At 34.9% G+C, this 20,890-nt stretch carries 20 protein-coding genes; 14 read left to right on the plus strand and 6 right to left on the minus strand.

Annotated elements, in window-relative coordinates; translation table 11 throughout:
* The first annotated feature begins 18 nt into the window (after nucleotides 1-18).
* Entirely contained in the window at nucleotides 19-906 is an 888-nt protein-coding gene (locus NAAC61_RS00350) for a radical SAM protein (protein ID WP_202694899.1), read from the plus strand.
* Here NAAC61_RS00350 and NAAC61_RS00355 read toward each other — a convergent pair.
* On the minus strand, nucleotides 903-1,613 hold the full coding sequence (locus NAAC61_RS00355) for a glycerophosphodiester phosphodiesterase family protein (RefSeq protein WP_202694900.1): 711 nt from the start codon (nucleotides 1,611-1,613) through the stop codon (nucleotides 903-905). The genes NAAC61_RS00350 and NAAC61_RS00355 overlap by 4 nt on opposite strands.
* A gap of 87 nt (nucleotides 1,614-1,700) precedes the next feature.
* On the opposite strand from NAAC61_RS00355, the gene NAAC61_RS00360 reads away from it, so the two are divergent.
* The 11 genes from NAAC61_RS00360 to rbsK all read left to right on the plus strand — a co-directional run bounded on the left by NAAC61_RS00360 (nucleotide 1,701) and on the right by rbsK (nucleotide 13,545).
* Nucleotides 1,701-3,071: an ADP-ribosylglycohydrolase family protein gene (locus NAAC61_RS00360; RefSeq protein WP_202694901.1), complete on the plus strand. Its 1,371-nt coding sequence runs from the start codon at nucleotides 1,701-1,703 to the stop codon at nucleotides 3,069-3,071.
* A 104-nt stretch (nucleotides 3,072-3,175) separates the two neighbouring features.
* Nucleotides 3,176-4,168, plus strand: a complete 993-nt coding sequence (locus NAAC61_RS00365) for a BMP family ABC transporter substrate-binding protein (RefSeq protein WP_121514958.1) — start codon at nucleotides 3,176-3,178, stop codon at nucleotides 4,166-4,168.
* 23 nt (nucleotides 4,169-4,191) lie between these two features.
* A complete protein-coding gene (locus tag NAAC61_RS00370) occupies nucleotides 4,192-5,706 on the plus strand; it encodes an ABC transporter ATP-binding protein (RefSeq protein ID WP_121514959.1) in 1,515 nt (504 codons plus the stop codon).
* Nucleotides 5,703-6,758 (plus strand): ABC transporter permease, encoded by a 1,056-nt coding sequence (locus NAAC61_RS00375; RefSeq protein WP_012208743.1) that lies wholly within the window; start codon nucleotides 5,703-5,705, stop codon nucleotides 6,756-6,758. Before NAAC61_RS00370 ends, NAAC61_RS00375 begins: the two co-directional genes overlap by 4 nt.
* A 16-nt stretch (nucleotides 6,759-6,774) precedes the next feature.
* Nucleotides 6,775-7,650 carry an ABC transporter permease subunit gene (locus NAAC61_RS00380; protein ID WP_202695028.1) on the plus strand — a complete coding sequence of 292 codons (876 nt, stop codon included), beginning with the start codon at nucleotides 6,775-6,777 and terminating at the stop codon, nucleotides 7,648-7,650.
* Between the two features lie 161 nt (nucleotides 7,651-7,811).
* Nucleotides 7,812-8,795: a LacI family DNA-binding transcriptional regulator gene (locus NAAC61_RS00385; protein WP_202694902.1), complete on the plus strand. Its 984-nt coding sequence runs from the start codon at nucleotides 7,812-7,814 to the stop codon at nucleotides 8,793-8,795.
* 1 nt (nucleotide 8,796) lies between these two features.
* The gene (gene rbsD / locus NAAC61_RS00390; RefSeq protein WP_121959460.1) at nucleotides 8,797-9,192 is read left to right on the plus strand and encodes a D-ribose pyranase; all 396 of its coding nucleotides are present in this window, start codon (nucleotides 8,797-8,799) and stop codon (nucleotides 9,190-9,192) included.
* Nucleotides 9,192-10,682 (plus strand): sugar ABC transporter ATP-binding protein, encoded by a 1,491-nt coding sequence (locus NAAC61_RS00395; RefSeq protein ID WP_202694903.1) that lies wholly within the window; start codon nucleotides 9,192-9,194, stop codon nucleotides 10,680-10,682. Before rbsD ends, NAAC61_RS00395 begins: the two co-directional genes overlap by 1 nt.
* Nucleotides 10,683-10,698: 16 nt before the next feature.
* Nucleotides 10,699-11,598 carry an ABC transporter permease gene (locus NAAC61_RS00400; protein WP_041534308.1) on the plus strand — a complete coding sequence of 300 codons (900 nt, stop codon included), beginning with the start codon at nucleotides 10,699-10,701 and terminating at the stop codon, nucleotides 11,596-11,598.
* A gap of 102 nt (nucleotides 11,599-11,700) precedes the next feature.
* Nucleotides 11,701-12,570: a ribose ABC transporter substrate-binding protein RbsB gene (gene rbsB / locus NAAC61_RS00405; protein WP_012208749.1), complete on the plus strand. Its 870-nt coding sequence runs from the start codon at nucleotides 11,701-11,703 to the stop codon at nucleotides 12,568-12,570.
* 57 nt (nucleotides 12,571-12,627) lie between these two features.
* Nucleotides 12,628-13,545, plus strand: coding sequence for a ribokinase (gene rbsK / locus NAAC61_RS00410; RefSeq protein ID WP_202694904.1), 918 nt, complete (start codon nucleotides 12,628-12,630; stop codon nucleotides 13,543-13,545).
* Here rbsK and NAAC61_RS00415 read toward each other — a convergent pair.
* Nucleotides 13,540-14,742 (minus strand): MFS transporter, encoded by a 1,203-nt coding sequence (locus NAAC61_RS00415; protein ID WP_202694905.1) that lies wholly within the window; start codon nucleotides 14,740-14,742, stop codon nucleotides 13,540-13,542. The genes rbsK and NAAC61_RS00415 overlap by 6 nt on opposite strands.
* A 77-nt stretch (nucleotides 14,743-14,819) precedes the next feature.
* Nucleotides 14,820-16,424 carry a gamma-glutamyltransferase family protein gene (locus NAAC61_RS00420; protein ID WP_202694906.1) on the minus strand — a complete coding sequence of 535 codons (1,605 nt, stop codon included), beginning with the start codon at nucleotides 16,422-16,424 and terminating at the stop codon, nucleotides 14,820-14,822.
* Between the two features lie 136 nt (nucleotides 16,425-16,560).
* On the opposite strand from NAAC61_RS00420, the gene NAAC61_RS00425 reads away from it, so the two are divergent.
* Nucleotides 16,561-17,094, plus strand: a complete 534-nt coding sequence (locus NAAC61_RS00425; protein ID WP_202694907.1) for a hypothetical protein — start codon at nucleotides 16,561-16,563, stop codon at nucleotides 17,092-17,094.
* 91 nt (nucleotides 17,095-17,185) lie between these two features.
* Nucleotides 17,186-17,770 (plus strand): outer membrane beta-barrel protein, encoded by a 585-nt coding sequence (locus tag NAAC61_RS00430; RefSeq protein ID WP_202694908.1) that lies wholly within the window; start codon nucleotides 17,186-17,188, stop codon nucleotides 17,768-17,770.
* Nucleotides 17,771-17,816: 46 nt separating this feature from the next.
* Here NAAC61_RS00430 and NAAC61_RS00435 read toward each other — a convergent pair whose 3' ends face one another.
* The 3 genes from NAAC61_RS00435 to NAAC61_RS10925 all read right to left on the minus strand — a co-directional run bounded on the left by NAAC61_RS00435 (nucleotide 17,817) and on the right by NAAC61_RS10925 (nucleotide 20,879).
* Nucleotides 17,817-18,368 (minus strand): GNAT family N-acetyltransferase, encoded by a 552-nt coding sequence (locus NAAC61_RS00435; RefSeq protein ID WP_202694909.1) that lies wholly within the window; start codon nucleotides 18,366-18,368, stop codon nucleotides 17,817-17,819.
* A gap of 36 nt (nucleotides 18,369-18,404) precedes the next feature.
* Nucleotides 18,405-20,273 (minus strand): GumC family protein, encoded by a 1,869-nt coding sequence (locus NAAC61_RS00440; RefSeq protein WP_202694910.1) that lies wholly within the window; start codon nucleotides 20,271-20,273, stop codon nucleotides 18,405-18,407.
* A gap of 114 nt (nucleotides 20,274-20,387) precedes the next feature.
* On the minus strand, nucleotides 20,388-20,879 hold the full coding sequence (locus NAAC61_RS10925; protein WP_337919673.1) for a PD-(D/E)XK nuclease family protein: 492 nt from the start codon (nucleotides 20,877-20,879) through the stop codon (nucleotides 20,388-20,390).
* Between the last annotated feature and the right edge of the window lie 11 nt (nucleotides 20,880-20,890).

Below are 20,890 nucleotides of genomic sequence, written 5' to 3' on the forward strand. Positions count from 1 at the left end.
AATGGAGGAATATTTAAATTGCGTTTATCCTATGCTACAGCTGTAGAACTCGGTTTAAAAAAAGGAAAAATTGACTTCCCAAACTACACAGCTTATCTCATGATCGGGGAAAAGTGCCTTTTCAACTGTGCTTATTGTGCACAAGCTAGGAAGGCTGAAAGTAACGCAGATCTATTATCAAGAATCAAATGGCCTGAAATATCTCTAGAAACTTTTAAAAGTATCTTCATCCCAACAAAATTCAAACGTATTTGTGTACAAGTTGTTTCTTCTTTAGATTACTGGAACGAATTAAACGAATTATTATCTTTATTGAAAGAAACAGAAATACCTATCTCTGTTTCTATAAGGCCAAGAAATATTGAAGAAGTTAGAACCTTGTTTAAAAAGTACAACGTTGATAGGGTTGGAATGGCTATAGATGTAGCAAACAAAGAACTTTTCTCAAAAATCAGGGGCGGTAGATACGAAGTCTATGAAAATATGCTCATAAACGCTTCAAATGATTTCCCCAACAGAATTACAACACATATAATCGTTGGATTGGGAGAAACAGACGAAAATATTATAGAGTTTTTATTAAAAATGAAAAAGTTTAAGATATTGGTAAGTTTATTTTCTTTTACCCCCATAAAGGGGACAAGGTTTGAAAACCTTTTACCACCTTCTTTATCTAGGTACAGAAAAATCCAGATCGCTAGAGAAATCATCTTACAACACGATGTAGAAAAAACCGATTTTCTTTTTGATTCAAACGGTAACCTTCAAAAATTGCCCGAAGTGAAGGTGGATATGGAAGAAGCTAAAAAAACCTCAGGATGTCCATGGTGTACACGTCCTTTTTACAATGAAAAACCAACGGAAGAACCATATAACATCCCCATACCTCGACACATCAATCTCTAACGTTTCTCTTTTGTGATTTGTTTTCGTGCCTCAACTATTTTTTCAACCTCATCGGTAATTATACCATCGTACAAACCCTTGAATGTGTGCAAATATTTAGGATCATTCACCGTCCATAAAAATATTTTTAAACCTTTTTCTTTCCATTTATGCATTAGCTCTTTAGAAAGTTCTATATTTTCTTTTAAAGCATCAATCCAAAGATTCAAAGAATAAAGACCGATCTCGTTATTCAATTCATCTACGTATTTTAAAGTATTATATTCACTGAGTAATCCAACTTTTGCACTTTTATCTAAACTTCTGACCTTTCTCAAAGCGTCAATTTTGAAAGAAGAAAATAGGGTTCTATCAACTGCATTTATTCTTTTAGTTATTTCGTAGGAAGGAACAGCCGCCTCAACCTCTTTGATTTCTAAATTAAGAATAGCTCGCTCATCTAAAATAGATATAACTTCTTCGACTGTTGGAACGGTCTCTCCATTTTTAAAATGTATTTGTTTTAACTCATCGTAAGTTAGTTCCTTCAACTTTCTGTTTTCAATACTATCGTCGTGAAGAACAACTAACGTCCCATCTTTAGTTAATCTCGAGTCATACTCAATACCATCGGCACCATATTCTCTGGCTTTTTTAAAGGCTTCGATCGTATTTTCGACAAATTTTGCCCTGTAACCCCTATGCCCTAAAATTACAAATTCATTCATAATTTTTTAATCATCCTCCTAACCGACAGATGTGATAAAATAATTATATCATTAGAGCTCCTCTTGTTTCAAGAAAGGAGAAAAATTATGAAGGCATGGGAAAACGAATTTAATAGAAGAAGAAACGCCAAACCAAAAAAAGATCACATCGAAAAATGGGAAGATGTAGAAAAAATGAATGTTTTCCCAAAAGAGATATTGGTAACCCTTTGGGATAGTAAAGTTCCAGGTTCTAACGCCCCGGAATCTCTCATCGTTGGTGCAGTCCAATCTGTAGAAAATATGGGTAAAAACGTAAACCAAGCGGAGTTACTGCTGGATAAAGGATTCGAAGCATTAAAAAATAAAGATTACTCTAAATTAAAGGCTATAACTTCAGAAATTTTCTTTTCTCTTTCTAAAGCCGATTCATTGGACAATAACGCATACGAAAAGTATGATAGACCTTTGGACTGGGAAGATATCTCTAACTCTTTTCCTAAGCAAAAATTTAACAATATTGATAATCTAAAAGACAAGATTCATGGTGGTTGGTTAGGCCAACTTGCAGGTGGATCTATGGGAACCAAACTTGAAGGGTATACCCACGATGCGTTGGAAGAAACATATTCTGACCAATTGGGTACTTACATAGGTGAGGTTTCAACGATCAACGACGATGTGACCTATGAATTAATTTTTCTCAAAACTTACGAAGAGAAGTGGGGAAGGATCACTTCAAAGGATTTAGCAAAAAATTGGATATCGTACATACCATTTGGATGGAGTGCTGAGTTGATAGCCCTTGAAAATATTAAAAGAGGAATATTCCCACCCGAATCAGGATTTTTTAATAACCCATTTCAAGAATGGATAGGAGCACAGATGAGATGCATGGTTCATGGTTTATTGCAACCTGGCGATCCATATAATGCCGCAAAGTTATCGTTTATAGATTCACAAGTATCCCATAGTGGTAACGGTATATACGGTGGCATACATAGTGCGGTTATGACATCTTTGGCTTTTTCTGAAAAAGATCCAAGAAAAATAATAGAAAAGTCATTGGATTATATCCCCAAAAATACCGAATTTAAAAAAGTCGTAGATAATGTAGTAAAATATTGTCAAGCAAATAATGATTGGATCAACGTCCTCAGAAAAACAGAGGACAATTTCCAAAGGTATAATTGGGTACATCTGTATCCCAATACCGCCTCTGTTTTGACTTCTCTGTGGTTTGGAGAAGGGGATTTTGATAAAACAATGAAGATCGTATCTTCTTTCGGTTACGACGTTGATTGTAATGCTGGTGAGGTAGGTACGATATTGGGGATCATGTATGGTGCAAACGATTTCCCTTCTTATTGGTCAGACCCTTTGAAAGACACGTTGGAAACCTATTTACCAGATTTTTCAAAGATAAAAATCTCTACATTAGCACAATGGACATTTAAATTAAGTACAAAAGGGAATTAATAGATCGTAAAGATTATGGGTGGACAGCGGGGCGAAGGGGGCGCTAAAGCAGATAGCAAAGTTCATAAAAATAGTATAATAAATCGTATGGGGAGGTGTAAAATATGAAAAGATTCACATTTTTTGTGTTCATTGTTATTCTCTTTTCTTTCACAGCTTTTGCCGTACCACAAAGGGTAGCATACGTAATAAACGGTTCCCTTGGGGACCAATCCTTTTATGACTCTGGTTACGCTGGCATAAAACAACTTGAAACTGATTATGGGGTTCAAACAAGGGTAATTGAATGCAACTTTGATCCTTCGCTCTATTATCAAAGTTTACTCACAGCCGCAAATTGGGCAGATGTTATATTCGTAATCTCTTATGGTTTTGAAGAAGAATTAAAAACCATAGCAGCACAATTTCCCAATAAGATATTCGTTAATATTGACACCGTAGTTGAAGATAAACAGGGTATAATATCAAACGTTGATTACGTTGAAGAAGAAGGGGCTTTCATGGCTGGAGTTGTAGCAGGTATCGTTACAACAATGACTGAATTGGAAGGGATAAATCCCCAAAAACTAATAGGGGCTGTAGGCGGAGATGACGATATAGTCATCAGATCCTTTGTATATGGTTATGAACAAGGGGCACATTACATAGATCCGGAAATTGAAGTAAGAACGATATACGTGGGAAGTTGGGATGACCCTGCCAAAGGGAAACAAGCCGCTTTACAACTTTATTCTCAGGGTGTGGATATAATATTTCAAATCGCAAGTTTAACCGGTACTGGTGTATTACAAGCCGCCCAGGAAGAAGGGAAATATGCTATTGGCGTAGATTCAAATCAAAATGGCCTTGCCCCAGGCCACGTGATCACCAGCGATCTTAAAGAAGTTGGAAAATCCATTGAACTAGTATTTAAAGACATAGTAGAGGGGAGATATGAACCCGGTACGTTGTACAAGCTCGGATTAAAAGCCGGAGCGGTAGGATTGGCTATCGATGAATATACATATCAGATTCTTCCTCAAGAAACTGTAGAAAAAATATTACAGATCCAGCAAGATGTAGCGGATGGAAAGATTGTGGTCAAAGAGTATAGATAATAATAATCCATAGGTGGTTCTAAATGTCATATATACAAATAAAAGATATTTATAAAGTATACCCACCTGATGTTTTAGCCTTGGAAGGAGTGAATTTCTCCTTAGAAAAAGGAGAAATTCACTCTATTATTGGCGAAAACGGAGCCGGAAAAAGCACGTTGATGAAGATCTTATACGGTATGGTACCTCCATCCAGTGGGGAGATCTTTATCAATAGTCAAGAACAAAAAATAACTAACCCAAACGTAGCTATTAAACTTGGGATAGGTATGGTTCACCAAGAATTTATGCTCGTTCCTTCTTTTAAGGTATACGAGAACGTTGTTCTGGGTATGGAAAAGACAAAAAATTTCGGCTTCTTAGATAAAGAAAAAATATTAAATGAGTTAGAAGAGATTACCAAAAAGTTTAGTTTGGCTGTTGATTTACAAGCAACTACTTCTAACCTCTCTGTCGCAGCCCAACAAAAAGTGGAGATTCTAAAATTGTTGTACAGAAAGGTTGACACATTGATTTTTGATGAACCAACAGCGGTATTAACACCTCAAGAAACTCAGCAACTATTCAAAGAGATAAGAAATATTAGAGATACCGGTAAAACCATTGTTTTTATCAGTCATAAATTGGAAGAAGTATTGGAAATCTCAGACATCATAACAGTTATGAGAAGAGGAAAAATTATCTCAACTTTAAAGAACGATAACCTTTCAAAAGGTGAATTGGCAAAAATGATGGTGGGTAAAGAGGTCATGCTAACAGTGAAGAAGGTCCCAAAAGAACCAGGTAAAGAGGTTTTTAAATGTGAAAATTTGACCGTTGCTTCGAATAAAACAAAGATAAACCTATTGTCAAACATCAATATTGTTATTAGATCAGGTGAGATAGTTGGTTTAGCAGGTGTCGAAGGCAACGGTCAATACGAGATTGTACAAACAATAATCGGTGAAATTTATCCGGATCACGGAAAAATTTTTATAGAAGATCAAAATATCACAGAGTTCCCTATTAGAAAAAGAAGAAGACTAATAAGTTATATTCCTGCCGATAGAAAAAGATTTGGATTAGCTTTGAACGCTGTTTTAGTAGAAAATCTTTCAATGACTCACCACTTAGGTGAAAGATTATCAAAATTCAAATACATCATGGATTGGAAAAAGGCTAAAAAATTTGCGAAAGATTTGATCAATCAATACAACATCCTTTCAAGAAGTATAAACGATGTTCCTAAAAGTCTTTCCGGAGGAAATCAGCAGAAATTAATAGTTGCACGTGAATTCAGCCTCGATGCGCCTTTTTTGCTTTTGGACCAACCAACCAGAGGATTAGATGTTGGTTCAATCGAATATGTTCATAACGTTATCCTTGAAATGAGAGAAAAAGGGAAAGGGATTCTGATGATCTCTGCAGATCTGGATGAACTTTTATCTATGTGCGATAGGTTGTACGTGGTACGAAAAGGAGAAATAGTGGCTGAATTAGACCCCAAAATTCACTCAAAAGAAGAAGTGGGCGAATACATGTTGGGGGCTAAACTATGAAAAGTTTAAATAAAATATTAACAGGAATCATTGGTATAGCCTTGTCTTTTCTTGCAGCTGCGGTTTTGATAAAACTCCAGGGAAATTCCCCTATCGAAGCTTATCGAGCATTATTTAATTACGGATTAGCTTCATGGTTTTCTCTTTCTTCAACTTTAAACAACGCTACCCCATTGATATTAACGGGTATGGCTGCAGCAATAGCATTCAGTTCAAACGTGGTGAACCTTGGAGAACCAGGACAACTAATTGTTGGAGCTTTGACCGCTGCGCTTTTAGGATACTATCTACCCATACCAGGAATCTTGGGGATATTTGTTATTTTGGTAATTTCTGGTATCGTTGGGGGCTTATATGGCGGCTTGGCTGGTGTACTAAAAAAGTATTATAAAATGGATGAATTTATAACCACTTTAATGCTGAATTTTATAGCTGATTACTTGACTTTGTACTTGGCGACCTACCCATTTTTGGATGAAAAATCCTACGTCCCCGCCACTCATATGATAAAAAGAGAATTTTTTCTTCCCACTATAAACGGAATAAATATCAGTTTCTTCATAGCGATTTTTATGGTCTTTGTTTCATTTTTTGTTGTGACTTATCTAAAAAAAGGTTACGAATGGCGTATGATGGGACATAATTATGATTTTTCAAAGATAGGTGGATGTAAAAATGAAGAAAATTTAATCTGGGTTATGTTTTACACAGGGTTCCTTTCCGGCTTAGCGGGCGCTTTATTGATATTGGGTGGAACTCAACATAGGTTTATTAAAGGGATAGGAGCAAACTATGGCTGGGATGGAGTAATGCTTGCCATAGTGGGAGGTAACGGAGTAGTTGAAACATCAGTTTTTGCCATATTCTTCGGGTTTCTTAAAGCAGGTGGAATAGGTATGGAATTCGAGGTATCAATACCTTCTGAATTCACAATGGTTCTTCAGGCTATAATCGTTTTATTGGTTGTTGCAACAAGGAGTACGATATCTTACTACAGCGATAAAATCAAGGCTTCTCTGAAAGCAAAAAGAGTGGTGAAATCCTCTGACTGATATAATTTCTTTATTAATTAGGGACAGCTTTAGCAGTGCAACTCCTATACTTCTTGCAGCGTTGGGGGGCACTTTTACCTATTACGCTAACGTATTCAACATCGCTATGGAAGGTATGATGCTTATCGGGGCTTTCTTCGGAGTTTTGGGAAGCTATCTTTTTCAAAGTTGGGCAATGGGCATGTTGTTTGCAGTGATTTCCGGAGCTGTTGTTGCCCTGATTTTTTCGGCATTTGCATTGTCCCTTAAAACAGACGAATTCTTGACAGGAATCGGTATAAATATGCTCGCTTTGGGTGGAACTACGTATCTTTTAAGGAACATTTTCGAAGTAAAAGGCGCCTTCATATCCCCAAGGATAGAATCTCTTCCAACATGGGACATACCCATTTTAAATCAAATTCCTATTCTTTCACAAATATTGAACAATCATCCTTTTATTGTTTACATAACAATACTTTTAGCCTTGTTGTTAGAAGTTATAATATTTCACACGAAATTTGGTCTCAGACTTAGGGCAACAGGGGAAGATCCAGAAACCACAAGATCTTTAGGCATTAGCCCTAATAAAATGAAGTTTACCTCTATACTACTTTCAGGTATACTTTCTTCCATGGCTGGAACATACTTATCCTTAGGCTACGTTACCCTTTTCAGCGAAAATATGTCAAACGGTAGAGGATGGATATCTTTGGCTATAATAATCTTGGTAAAAGGTCGTCCTTTAGGAATACTTTTAATGTCTTTGCTGTTCGGATTTTTTGAAAGTGTGACTTTCACTCTTCAAAACTTCAATATCCCACCACAAATCACTTCCATGTTACCTTATGTAATTACTCTGGTGGTCTTATTCTTATACAGTTCCAACAAAAGCAAAGAAAAAAATGAATAAAATTAAGAAAACAGAAGAAAAATTGAGTTAATTGACTATAATTCCGTCTAATCTCCTCTAATCCCCCATAATCAAGTTTGCAATTTAAATTATTTAGGGATATACTATGAATGAGCAGTTCCGAAAACGTTTGCATAATAATTGTAACAAGGTGGTTTTTTATGAATAAGCAAATAACCATAAAAGATATAGCAAAAGAAGCAGGGGTTTCCATATCAACTGTTTCAAGGGTAGTAAACAGTTCCTTACCGGTAAAAAAAGAAACAAAAGAAAAAGTCTTAAAGGCAATTGAAAAGTTGAATTATTATCCCGATTCTCTCGCCAGGAGTTTAAGAGTTGGATACACCAAGACAATAGGTATTATCATTCCAAATATTGCCAACCCTTTTTTTGCAACTATAGTAAGAGGAGCAGAAGATTTTCTAAGATCAAAAGGCTTTTCTTTGATTATATGCAATTCTGATAACAACATTGCTGAAGAAAAAAAATTATTTAAAACATTGATCGAAAAGAAAGTCGACGGGATTTTATACTCAGGCATTGGTGACCATGTTGAAAGTCTCATCAATAGGAATATAAAAACCGTTTTCATAGACAGAGTCATTAAAAACAATAAATTTTCTTACGTTTGTTCAAACAACTACAATGGAATGTATAAATTACTTGAATATCTATACAATTCAAATCACAGAAAATTCATATTTATAAGCGGCAAGAGAGAAATATTCAGTGCAGCCGAGAGACTAAGAGCCTTCCAAGATTTTGCAAATGAATACAAGATAGATTACAAAATATTTGAGGGAGAGTACACTCATGAATCGGGGATTTCGGTGGCTAAAAAGATTAAAAGTCTTCCCGACGTTGTGGTATGTGCAAATGACTTGTTGGCTTATGGAGTTATAGAACATTTTAAAACAAAAGGTTTGAAAGTTCCAAAAGATGTAAGCGTCACAGGCTACGATGACATCGCCTTTAGTAAAATGTTCTCGCCACCTTTAACCACTGTGAAACAACCAATATATGAAATGGGAAAAACGGCCGGAGAAATGATCTTTACAATACTTTCAAAAACAATCGATCACATTCCTGTGAAACAGTTTGAGAACGAGATAATAATTCGAGAAAGTACGAGGAGGAGAAACTAATTTGAAAAAGCAAGGCATATTTAATTCTCAGATATCATATTTTGTTGCATCGATGGGGCATAAAGATATGTTAAGTATAGTTGACATGGGTTATCCAATACCAAAAGATGTCACATTTGTTGACTTGGTTTTTGATAAAGGTATACCAAATTTTATCGATACCATAAAAATGGTTTTATACGAATTAGAAGTTGAGAAAGTTATTATTGCTGGTGAGATGGAAGTAAATAATCTTAAAAATTATCAAAAAGTGCTCGATATATTTTCAAATATTGAGATAGAGAAAAAATCACATGAAGAGTTTAAAGATATAGCAAAAAATTCCAAATTTTTTATAAGAACTGGAGAATGTACCCCCTTTTCAAACATTATATTGGTTTCAGGGGTGATTTTTTAATGTTATTAGAGATGGTAGATATTACCAAAACCTTTCCAGGGGTTTTAGCGCTTGACAAAGTCAGTTTCAATTTAAAAGAAAAAGAAATACACGCCTTACTTGGAGAAAATGGGGCTGGCAAAAGTACGTTAATCAAAATACTTGGTGGAATTTATCAGCCAGATAACGGTGAGATAATTTTAAGTGGGGAAAAAATAACCTTTCGTTCCCCAATAGAAGCCAAAAAAAGAGGAATATCTATAATACATCAAGAATTAATGCTGGCTGAAAATTTATCGATTGCAGAAAATATATTTTTAGGAAAAGAGAAAGGTAATTTCTTGAATATCGATTTTAAATCTATGGCTATCGAAGCAAAAAAATATCTAAATATGCTTGATTTTGATATTGACCCAAAAATAAAGGTTTCTAATCTAAACGTATCAGAAAAACAGTTGGTAGAAATTGCTAAAGCTATAGCATCACAAGCCAAAATTATCGTTATGGACGAACCTACTGCTACAATTACCGAGCACGAGACACGTACTTTATTTAAGGTTATGCGGGATCTTAAAGAAAAGGGGATTTCTATTATTTTTATAACCCACAAACTCGAGGAAGTTTATCAAATTGCCGATAGAGTAACCGTTCTTAGAGATGGTAAATTGGTTGGTTCTGGAAATTTAGAAGAACTAAACCAAGATGACCTGATAAAGATGATGGTAGGAAGAGAAATAAAAGATATGTTCCCCAAGTTTAATAAGGTAAGAGACAAAATTGCCCTAAAAGTTGAGGAATTTGAAATTCCTGGAAAGGTCTACCCACTTTCTTTTGAAGTTAGGGAAGGGGAAATATTTGGAATAACAGGATTGGTTGGTTGTGGAAAATCAGAACTGGCATTAGGACTTTTTGGGGCATACAAATCAACTTTCAAAAACCTTATTGTAGAAAACCAAAAGGTAGAAGAGCTCAAGTCTCCCTCTCAAGCTTTGAAAAGGGGTATAGTTTTGGTTCCTGAGGATAGAAAAACCCAAGGGCTAGTTCAGCTATTGACTGTTGTTGAGAACATAACCATTCCCAATGCTGAAGAATTTGCTCCTATTTTCAATATTGATTGGAAAAAAGCTATAGAAGAAACTAAAAATCAGGTCCAAAAATATAATATAAAAGTATCGTCTAACAAACAAAAGGTGAAAAACTTATCTGGCGGTAACCAACAGAAGGTTGTATTAGCAAAATTCTTATTAAAACAACCAAAAATTGCCATCCTTGTAGAACCTACTCGGGGAATAGATGTTGGAGCTAAAATTGAAGTTTATAAGCTCATAAACGATTTAGCTAATAGAGGAATGGGAGTGATATTAGTGACTTCAGAGATTCCGGAAATTTTGGGGTTATGTGACAGAACTCTGATAATGCACAGAGGAAAGAAAACAGCTTTATTGGAAAAGGAAGAAATGACACCAGAAAATATACTAAAAGCTGGAATGGGGTTGGTTGAAATTGTTTAAAACTCTCTTAGTTTTTATGAGAAAAAATCCTGCCCTTGTTGGTTTTATCATTTTGTTTGTGGTACTTTCAATTTTTACAGACAGCTTTTTTAATCTCTATAATATCGTTAATGTCATTAGACAAGTTTCAATAATGGCTATCCTCGGTTTCGGAATGACACTTGTAATAATTTCTGGAGGAATAGATCTATCTGTTGGTTCAACCTTTGCTTTTAGTGCTGTTGTTATGGCTTCCATAGTCAAAGATGGAAGAGTCCTATTAGGAATAATTGTAGGCTTATTAATTGGCGCAGCGATAGGGGCATTTAATGGAATTGTCATATCGAAAGGCAAAATCCAACCTTTCATTGTAACATTAGCTACAATGGCTATAGGAAGGAGCTTAACCTTAGCATACACTGAAGGAATCCCCATCTCACTTTTCCCAGATAGTTTTAGATTTTTGGGTAGAGGGGATATATTTGGTATACCAGTCCCCATTTTGATTATGTTAGGTATATTTTTTCTTTCCCTTTACATACTGAAAAAAACAAAATTGGGATTGTATATATACGCAATTGGAGGAAATGAGGAAGCCACGAAACTCAGTGGAGTAAACGTAGATAGATATAAAACCGTTGTTTATATGTTGAGTGGACTTTTTAGTGCGATCAGCGCAATAATCTTGACAGCAAGATTGAACAGCGCTCAAGCCACTTTTGGGCAAGGGTATGAACTTGACGCAATAGCAACAGTCGTTTTGGGTGGAGCAAGTTTAGCTGGAGGAAAAGGTGGAGTGTTAGGAACGTTGTTTGGTGCCCTTCTTCTGGGAACAATTAACAACGGAATGAACTTGATGAATATTTCCCCATTTTATCAAGATTTAGTTAAAGGAGTCATAATACTGTTAGCTGTTCTTTCAGAAAAAGAGGAATAAAAACATTTTTCGATAGGCGAAGGGATAATGCTTTCCCTTTCCTTTTGGGTGGGGAGCGGGGGAAGGGCGCTGAGAAAAACATATCAAAGGAGGTAGAGAAAGATGAGAAAGGTATTAGTATTTGTATTGTTAGTGTTGTTTGTTTCAACGTTTAGTTTTGGAGTAAAGATAGGTTTATCGGTTTCAACATTGAACAACCCATTTTTTGTTGACTTAGCAAACGGTGCTGAAGATAAAGCAAATGAATTAGGGGTAGAACTGTTGGTAGTTGATGCCCGAGACGATCCAGCAAAACAACTAAACGACATAGAAGATCTGATATTACAGAGAGTCGACATGATTTTAGTAAATCCCACGGACAGCGACGCTATTGTATCAGCTATTGAAGAAGCAAACGATGCTAAAATCCCAGTAATAACTGTTGATAGAAGTGCCAATGGTGGAAAAGTTTTGCTCCATATAGCTTCAGACAACGTTGCTGGAGGAATGATGGCAGGTAGTTTTATTGCTGAACAATTAGGAGGAGAAGGAAAGGTTATAGAATTGGTCGGAGTTCCTGGAACTTCTTCCGCAAGAGAAAGAGGTCAAGGTTTCAACGAAGAAATATCGAAATATCCTGGTATTGAAGTAGTAGCCAGACAAACAGCAAACTACAACAGGGCTGAAGGGCTAACCGTTATGGAAAACCTACTTCAGGCCTATCCTGATGTAGACGCCGTTTTTGCTCATAACGATGAAATGGCTTTAGGTGCATTGGAAGCAATAAAGGCTGCTGGGAAATTACAGGATATAATCGTTGTTGGGTTTGATGCCACTCCCGATGCATTAGCTTCTGTTGAAAGTGGTGAACTTAGTGCAACAATAGCTCAACAACCTTACACAATGGGGGAACTGGCAGTTGAAAAAGCTTATGAATATTTGACCACAGAGACAATTTACTTCCCCGTTCCACTTCAATTGGTAACAAAATAACTTAAAAAGGGGCTTTATGCCCCTTTTACTGAAACTATCCAAAGGAGAGATAGCCCAATGATCGCTGTAATTGGTAGCAGTAACATGGATATTGTATTCAACGTTGAACATTTTACACTTCCTGGAGAAACCCAAAAAGCCCTTTCCTTGGACTTTTATTTTGGGGGCAAAGGGGCAAATCAAGCAGTTGCAGCCGCTAAGTTATCTGAAAAGCCTGTTTACTTTTGTAGCTGCCTAGGTGATGACGAATATGGGAATCAAATTTCTCAAAACTTTAAAAAGTATAAAACAGAAGGTTATTACGTGCAAAAGAATGAAAAAACAGGTAGGGCTTATATAGAGGTTGATAAAAACGGAGAAAATAGAATAATTATCTTCTCGGGTGCCAACGATAATGTGGACAAAGAGAAAATAGATAAGTTTTTTGATCAATATGGTGATGAAATAGATATTTGTTTATTGCAGAATGAAATTCCCATGCAAAGCGTTGAGTACGCTATTTCTAAGTTAAAAGAAAAAAGGATAACTATTATTTACGATCCTGCCCCTGTTGGAAATACAAAGATAGAAAGTTTAAACGGTATAGATTTTTTAACTCCCAATATTAAAGAGTTTATGTTCCTTTGTGAAAAAGAAAAGATAGATTTCGACGAAAACAACCTCGACAAATCAATGCTTGAATTTAAAAGAATTAGCAAGGTAAAAAATTTGATTGTAAAGATGGGAGATAAAGGCGTTATATACATTGATGAAGATGAAAACTTAGCGAAAATTAAACCTCTAAAAGTAAAAGCTGTTGATAGTACCGGTGCAGGAGACATCTTTAATGGAGCATTTGCCGTAGCTTTTTCAGAAACAAAAGATTTAAAGAAAAGCCTTAACTTTGCCAATACCGCCGCCGCAATTTCTGTTGAAAGAAAAGGAGCTCAGTCTTCAATCCCTAAAAAGGAAGAAGTATTAAAACGCTTTTTATGAATTATTACTGTACAATTGATGCAAAACACCGTTTTTCCTCAAAGGAACGAATAATTTATACATGAAAATTAGTGCGAGCGTATAAAACACTGAACTAATTAAGAACAAGTAAGTATAACCACTTGGTAATACACTTACGATTCCAAATATAAATGCAGCCAAAGACCTTGTCAAAAAATTGGCGGCGTTTCTAAGGCTATATATCGATGTGACTCTATTCTTTGGTAGAGCACTCAAAACAGAGGATGTTTCCACAGGGTTGGTCATATTTGTGAAAGTAAATCTTAGTGCATAAATAACAACAAAAACAAAAGGATTTCGGATGAAACCTAAACATATAATCAACGGAATAACTATACCATTTAAAATGAATGTATATTTAAAAGGACCAAATCTTTTACCAAGTACTGGTGAAAGGGCAGAGCCAGCAGCCGCCCCAAATTGTGCAATTGACAGAGATATACCTATCAAGGAAGGAGACATGTTGAAGAGGTCTTTGTATATAATATTCCCAAAATTGACAAACAATCCCGCTCCAAAAGATATTGCTGCCGTTCTTAAAAGATAGTACTTTAAAATGTATTTTTCTTCTTTGTTGTATTGGGAAAAGTCTAAAACTTTTTGAAGGGTGACTCTTTTATCTCTAACGCTTTCGGGTAATTTTCTTAATAATATGGGTGATATGGCATAACATATCCCTGTTATGTAAAGAGTCAACCCTAAACCCAGATATTCTCCCATAAAACCACCTACGAAATTCCCTAAAACACCGCTAGCCATAAAAATAGCAAAATTGTATCCAAAAGCAGCCCCTCGGATTGAACTATCTGTAACATCCATCAGGTAAGAATCCAAAAGTAATCTCCTAGAGGTCATGAATCCACCATTCAAAAATCCAAGGATTAATAAAATATTTTTATAGGGAAACGTACTTCTGATCAATAATAGAATGCCAAAACTTATGGAAGATATAATTATCATTTTTTTCTTTCCGATTCTATCCCCCAGGATCCCTATTAAGATCCCTAGAATGGCAGCACCCAACATCTCTAAAGAGGTCATTCGACCAATGAACTGATTTGTATAACCCAAATCTCTTAAAAATAAATTAAAAACAACCCTATAAATTGCCCAAAAAGAGCTACTTATGGACGAAAAAATAAGCAGATTAATAACCTTTTGCGTCAGTTTACTCACCTCAATATAGTTAGCTTATCTAACTATATTGTACCACCATTTTTTAGAATCTTTTTGGAATTTACATTAAATTTCTTTTAAAAGCAAGATATGTTACTATCCGCTCTTGGTTCGGTGCCTCCTATCAGAACACCATCGTCGCTTCTATATATAAATTGTCCCCTTCCAAAATTAGAAGAATTTAGTGAAACTTCTATTTGATGACCTTTATCTATTAAAGACTCAAGGATATACTTTGGAAATTCATTTTCTACCATGATTTCTTTGCCTTTCATCCATTGCCATCTTGGCGCATCCAAAGCTGACTGAGGATTTAAATGAAAATCGATAAAATTATTAAGGAATTGTATATGGCCCTGTGGTTGCATGTATCCTCCCATAACTCCAAAAGGCCCTATCGCTTTGTTCTCTTTTGTTATAAAGCCCGGGATAATGGTATGGTATGGCCTTTTTAATGGTTTTAAACAGTTGTGATCCTCTTCATTCAAAGAAAAGCTTGTTCCTCGGTTTTGAAGGCTTATCCCTGTATTCGGAACCACTATTCCAGAGCCAAATCCCATATAGTTACTTTGAATGTAAGAAACCATATTTCCATCTTTATCCGCAGTTGCAAAGTAAACCGTTCCTCCGGAATATGGATCTCCTGCTTGTGGTAACAGTGCATATTCACCAATAAGATTCCTTCGTTGGTTTGCATATTCTTCTGATAAAAGCGATTCTACTGATATTTTCATCTCTTCTATATCCGTAATATATTTTAAACCATCGCTAAAAGCCAACTTTAAGGCTTCTATTTGTTTGTGGTAACTTTCTGGATCTTCTTTACATCTCATTTCAAACCCTTTTAGTATGTTCAAAGCCATCAAAACAATTATACCTTGTCCATTTGGTGGTAATTCCCATACGTCAAATCCTCTGTAATTTACACTAAGTGGTTCTACCCATATAGGTTCAAAACTTTCTAAATCTTCTTGGCAAAAGTAGCCCCCCGTCTTTTTTGAAAATGTAACCATCCTTTGTGCCAACTTTCCAGAATAAAAACTTTTTGCTTTTGTCTCAGCAATTAATTTTAGAGTCTTTGCGTGATAAGTTGATTTCCAAATTTCTCCAACATCAGGTGCCTTCCCATTCGCGGCAAATACTTCAAACCATGTTTTAAAAATTTCTCCCTTAAACTCTTTTTTATACCTTTTAAAAGCACTCTGCCATGATTTTGCTGTCACAGGCGAAACGGGGAAACCTTCATTTGCATATTTTATGGATGGTTCTAATAAGTCTTCAAAAGGAAGGACACCAAATCTATCAGACAAAGTTGCCCAAGCAGCCGGAGCACCTGGAACAGTTACTGATTCCCAACCAAACGGAGGTATTTTTTCAAACCCTTTTTCTTTCATTAGTTCCAAGGTGAGATTTTTTGGAGCGTATCCGCTGGAATTCAATCCATATAGTTTACCGTCTTTGTAAAGTATAGCGAAGGCATCGCTACCTATACCGTTGGAAGTAGGTTCCAAGACGGTCAAGCCTGCTGCCACTGCAACAGCCGCATCGAAGGCATTACCACCTTTTTTTAAAATATCTATACCTATCTCAGAAGCTAATGGGTTTGTTGTTGTTACCATCCCGTTTTTCGCATAAATGGGGATCCTTCTTGATGGATAAGCAAATTTTAATGGATCAAACATCTGAACTACCCCTTTCTTTTAATCTAATTTTAAGGAACGTAGTCTATTATACCATTGAAAGCAAACAAATTAAAGGGGCGTAGATACAGATTTTTTATGACGATATAACGGGTTAATTTCAGGAGGTGAAGTAATTATGATAAAAGCTACGAAATTCACTAGCATTCTATTAATTTTTCTATTGTTTATATTTTCGTCTTTCGCAAGTAATACGTCTTACAATCGATTCACAGATTTGGATAATTTGTCTTTAGTTTCTTCTATTCACGGTAATCTCAATTTAATGGAATTGATTGGCGAGTCAGAAATGGATCAAAATGAGAAATCAACGATTACTATAGGGGTCTATCATTTAGCTTCTACTGATGATTACACAATGAAAATTAAAGAGTTAACTGATCTCAACTATCACCAAGACTATAATTCAGCTTTTAATGCAATGGCAAGTACATCACACAACCGATCTAAAAGTCATTCTGACAAATTTATCAAATCAGATCTAAACGTCAAAAACAAAAATTATAAAAACGATTACTCTTATAAAAACGATTTAACAAACAAGTTTGTTCAAAAAAACAGTAGGTTAGATTACATAGTTTCTCTTAATCTTTTTAAACAAAGTACACCAGATTTCATCGAAATTCAACAAAATGTATTTATTTTTTCATAGAATTACAAATTAAGCATGATACAATAAAAACAGGATATTACTTAGTTTTTTATCATAATTTCTACAAAATCTCAGAGAGGAGGGAATAAAGATGAAAAAGGTTTTCGCAACATTGTTGGTAGGTATGTTAGCTGTATTTAGTTTCGCTGCATTTGAAGTTACAGGTGGTTATGTAAATGCTTCTTTAGAGGCTGCTGATCCAGACAATGTAGAAAATGTAACAATGCATGGGGTTAGTGTTGGCGCAAACTATCTGTACGATGAATTAGGTGTAGAAGGTGGAGCGTTGTTAGTCGGCGGTTCTTTTGATTATTATTTTGAACAAGAATTTGTTGATGAAACTCTCAGCGCTACAAATTTAACTCAAATGAGTTTAGGTCTCAACGTTGGTTACAGACAGAGCTTAAATGCTTTCTTGCCAGACTTACCATTCGGAATGTATGTACAAGGCTTGTTTAACTATTCAATGGGATTAGGAGATGCTAAGGTTGTAGCAAGCAGTTTGGATTTCGGTGGTGGTGCTGGAGCAAACTTCGTAGTTCAAAACCTCAATATGAATGTAGGCGCAGATGTCTTATTTGAAAAACCAACAGTAGCTGAGGATTACGACGAAATTTATAAGAGTGAGTTCCAGTTGAGACCAAAATTCAAGGTTTACGCAGGCGTACAATTCTAATTTAAAAGTAAACAAAATAACTTAAAAACCTCCTTACGGAGGTTTTTTATTTTAATTTTTTTCTCATTTCGATAGCGACTATTCTATACCCTGATTTTAAAAAGAGAGTTTCTAAAAATTTCAAAAATTTTGGCAAAGTTACAATTCTCTGTTTTTGAAAGCCTTTCATCAGATTAATGTATGTCTCGGTGAATCCAAGATTTTTATACAAATTATACGCAACTTTGTTGTTCCCAAAGACATTCAATTCAAGAGATTTTACGTTTTCTTTCTTTAATGTTTCTTCTAATTCTTTTATAGCACTCTTTGCAAGTCCCTTTTTTTGATACTGTGGAAAAATCCTAATATCGTAGATAAACGCCTTTTTAGAACTATAATTAACAAAAACCCATATTCTTCCGACGTGTTCGTTATTACCAGTTATAACATTATAGCCACAGTTTTTCCCTTTTTTAATATCTTCGTTCCAGATGGTATCGATTTGATCCTCAGCTCTTGCCAAGGCTTCCTCGTATGGAATCAACAAATTCTCAGCCAAAACTTTTGCATATTCTTCATACATTTTCTTTTTGTATATTTCAAACTCTTCTTTGCTCATCAATTCGAGCTTCGTTACCGACACCTCCAAAGGATGTTATCTTTTCTTTTTCACATAAACAACGGTGGGATCCTTTTCTTTTTTTAAAATCTCCTTTATATCTTCCAAATTGGTTGTTTTTTCTTCTATAAATATAATAATTTTTTCTAAATCATCTCTGTATAGTATATAATCACTGTTGTTGAAATTGTCAAACATAATAAAAGCCTCATTAGTGTTTTTAAACTTTTCAAACTTTTCAAACTTTTCTTTGTAATCTTCGTTTTCCTTTGAAGTAAAATACTCTGTTTTATTAGGTTTTACGGTATTTAAGATGTTGTAAATTCTTTGAGATAGGTTCTGGGCAACTGAGAAATTTCCCAAAAATAGCAACCCGAACTTTTTAAAATCTTTTTTATAAACATAATTAACTATTTTCTCAGCATCGTTTGAATCATCTAAAATGATGTCAGGAACCCCAAATAAACTTTCAAATTCGTATAGATCTTTCACTGTTTTGTCGTTTGCTTCCTTCACAAAAACACCCAAAATTCCCAAGAATATTGCCAATACCCCTCCAATAGCTAAAGTGAGGGTAGTATTTGGTGATACAGGATTTTCTGGTATGTAGGCTGAGGTTATTACTTTGAATTTGTTATCGTACAGTGATGCCTTCATCCTTTCTTGCTCTAAGGCACTTAATAATGTATTATATCTAGCTTGAAGGATAGTTTGCTGTTGTTTTAAAAGAAAATATTCGTAAAGAATGGGAGAGCTTTTCGAGATCTCATCATCTATAACTTGAAGCATGTTTTCATACACCTGCTTGGTTACATCAAACAGTTGTAATTGTGTAATTATCCCAGTGTATTCATTAAAAGTTCCCATATCGATAGATGCAAGAAAGTTTAAATCGTTGGAAAAAATTGCTTCAAGGTTATTTTCCAATTCATTTTCTAAAACGGTTATTTCAGCTTCCAAAGCACCAATTTTAGGAGAACTAGGGGAATTTAACTTTAAAGTTTCTAATTCTATTCTGTCACTTACTAATTTAGATTTTATATCCTTAACAGGTGTGTCTTTTTCTGTGTTTGTTAGTATAAACTCTTTAGTTTCTGGACTCAGTTTGAAAATATTATTTTCAATAGCCTGCTTCCTGATTTCTAATTGGTTTTTATCGGCGTCTAATTTTAGTATATTCATATAGGTTTCTGAATAATAACTAATTAAACTATCAAATGTTTGAGATGAAGTGGAGGAAGAGGCTAATAATTTATTTTTAGTTTGGAAATCCAAAACCTCTTTATTTATCTGATCATATTGCTGAGATACATCTTCAAATAACGTTTCAACTTGATTCAAATAAGACTGTGAATCCTCAAAATAAAGGTTTTTTGCATAATCGGTGTAGTAAGAATACACAAGTGAGACAACCGAAGCAGCCATAGTTGGATCAGAACTTTGATAACTTATTTCTATCATATTAGTATCTTGAACATTTTGTATATTTATACCTTCTTTTAGTGAATCAATGAGGTCTCTTTCTGTTACTTCTGTACCTCTCAATGTAGCAATTAGCCCTTTGTTTTCGTTTGCTTTTTCTACAAGGTTGAGCTCTTTTACAACGTTTGCTAACACCCAATCGGCTTTCATCCTTTCAATTTCGGTAGTTAAACCTGAATCAGAGGGTTGGCTGATTCCTAACAAGTTTGCTGCAGAAGACATAGACCCTAAAGAGACACTTGGTTGTGAAGAACTTGATTTGTACTCTATAACCTGCTTTGCTTCATACGTGGGAGTTGCAACGAAAAACAGATAAAACGCTGTTAAAAAGATAGTTAAGAGGAAAATAATTAGAAAAGTCCATTTTCTTCTTTTAAAAATTCTGAGTATGTCTGAAAAGGTTAGTTCTCTTTCTTCTTCCATTTCCATCCTCCAATTTTTAGTTATTTTTTTACTGTGTTTAGAAATTCTAAAAGCCTTTTTAGCGCCCCTTTATTTTGTTCTATGCAAAATATTCTACCATATGGCTGACTTATTTCAAAGGTATTTTTTTATGTTAATATTAAAATCCTTTTTGTACAGCATCAACTCGCATAAACTTCTGAATTGGCAAGAAGAGCAGTCGTAATATTTTTCCCCTGTTTTTGCGTTGTTGTATTTATCATGCATTTCTTCTAAGAACCTTCGTATTTCTCTTTCTTTTACTGCTATAGGAGTGAAATTAGATCTGTTGATGTTTTGAAAAACTTTTTCTAGCCATGTGTAGAATTCTTTAATATCAAAAGATACGTATTTTGCTTTAGACTTGTGCTCTTTATATATAATCTGGCCTTTCTGTATTTTTATAAAATTATCATTTTTATGATCTTTTTTCTTTGATACTACTTGAAATTTTAGATATACATCAGAATTTGTTAATTTGTTTTTCCATTCTTCGCTATTTAATAAGGTTAGGTAATAAATTAGCAATTGTTCACTTTGGAAATTTTTTGATCTTTTGTAATCCATAATTGAGTACGTTCCTGGCAATAGTTGTTCGT

Source organism: Petrotoga sp. 8T1HF07.NaAc.6.1, assembly GCF_016772115.1.
GTDB lineage: Bacteria > Thermotogota > Thermotogae > Petrotogales > Petrotogaceae > Petrotoga > Petrotoga mobilis.

Coding starts and splice junctions, on each gene's coding strand:
- NAAC61_RS00355 (WP_202694900.1), bottom strand. CDS start 1,613: ATGAATGAATTTGTAATTTTAGGGCATAGGGGTTACAGGGCAAAATTT.
- NAAC61_RS00360 (WP_202694901.1), top strand. CDS start 1,701: ATGAAGGCATGGGAAAACGAATTTAATAGAAGAAGAAACGCCAAACCA.
- NAAC61_RS00365 (WP_121514958.1), top strand. CDS start 3,176: ATGAAAAGATTCACATTTTTTGTGTTCATTGTTATTCTCTTTTCTTTC.
- NAAC61_RS00370 (WP_121514959.1), top strand. CDS start 4,192: ATGTCATATATACAAATAAAAGATATTTATAAAGTATACCCACCTGAT.
- NAAC61_RS00375 (WP_012208743.1), top strand. CDS start 5,703: ATGAAAAGTTTAAATAAAATATTAACAGGAATCATTGGTATAGCCTTG.
- NAAC61_RS00385 (WP_202694902.1), top strand. CDS start 7,812: ATGAATAAGCAAATAACCATAAAAGATATAGCAAAAGAAGCAGGGGTT.
- NAAC61_RS00395 (WP_202694903.1), top strand. CDS start 9,192: ATGTTATTAGAGATGGTAGATATTACCAAAACCTTTCCAGGGGTTTTA.
- NAAC61_RS00400 (WP_041534308.1), top strand. CDS start 10,699: ATGAGAAAAAATCCTGCCCTTGTTGGTTTTATCATTTTGTTTGTGGTA.
- rbsB (WP_012208749.1), top strand. CDS start 11,701: ATGAGAAAGGTATTAGTATTTGTATTGTTAGTGTTGTTTGTTTCAACG.
- rbsK (WP_202694904.1), top strand. CDS start 12,628: ATGATCGCTGTAATTGGTAGCAGTAACATGGATATTGTATTCAACGTT.
- NAAC61_RS00420 (WP_202694906.1), bottom strand. CDS start 16,424: ATGTTTGATCCATTAAAATTTGCTTATCCATCAAGAAGGATCCCCATT.
- NAAC61_RS00425 (WP_202694907.1), top strand. CDS start 16,561: ATGATAAAAGCTACGAAATTCACTAGCATTCTATTAATTTTTCTATTG.
- NAAC61_RS00430 (WP_202694908.1), top strand. CDS start 17,186: ATGAAAAAGGTTTTCGCAACATTGTTGGTAGGTATGTTAGCTGTATTT.
- NAAC61_RS00435 (WP_202694909.1), bottom strand. CDS start 18,368: ATGAGCAAAGAAGAGTTTGAAATATACAAAAAGAAAATGTATGAAGAA.
- NAAC61_RS00440 (WP_202694910.1), bottom strand. CDS start 20,273: ATGGAAGAAGAAAGAGAACTAACCTTTTCAGACATACTCAGAATTTTT.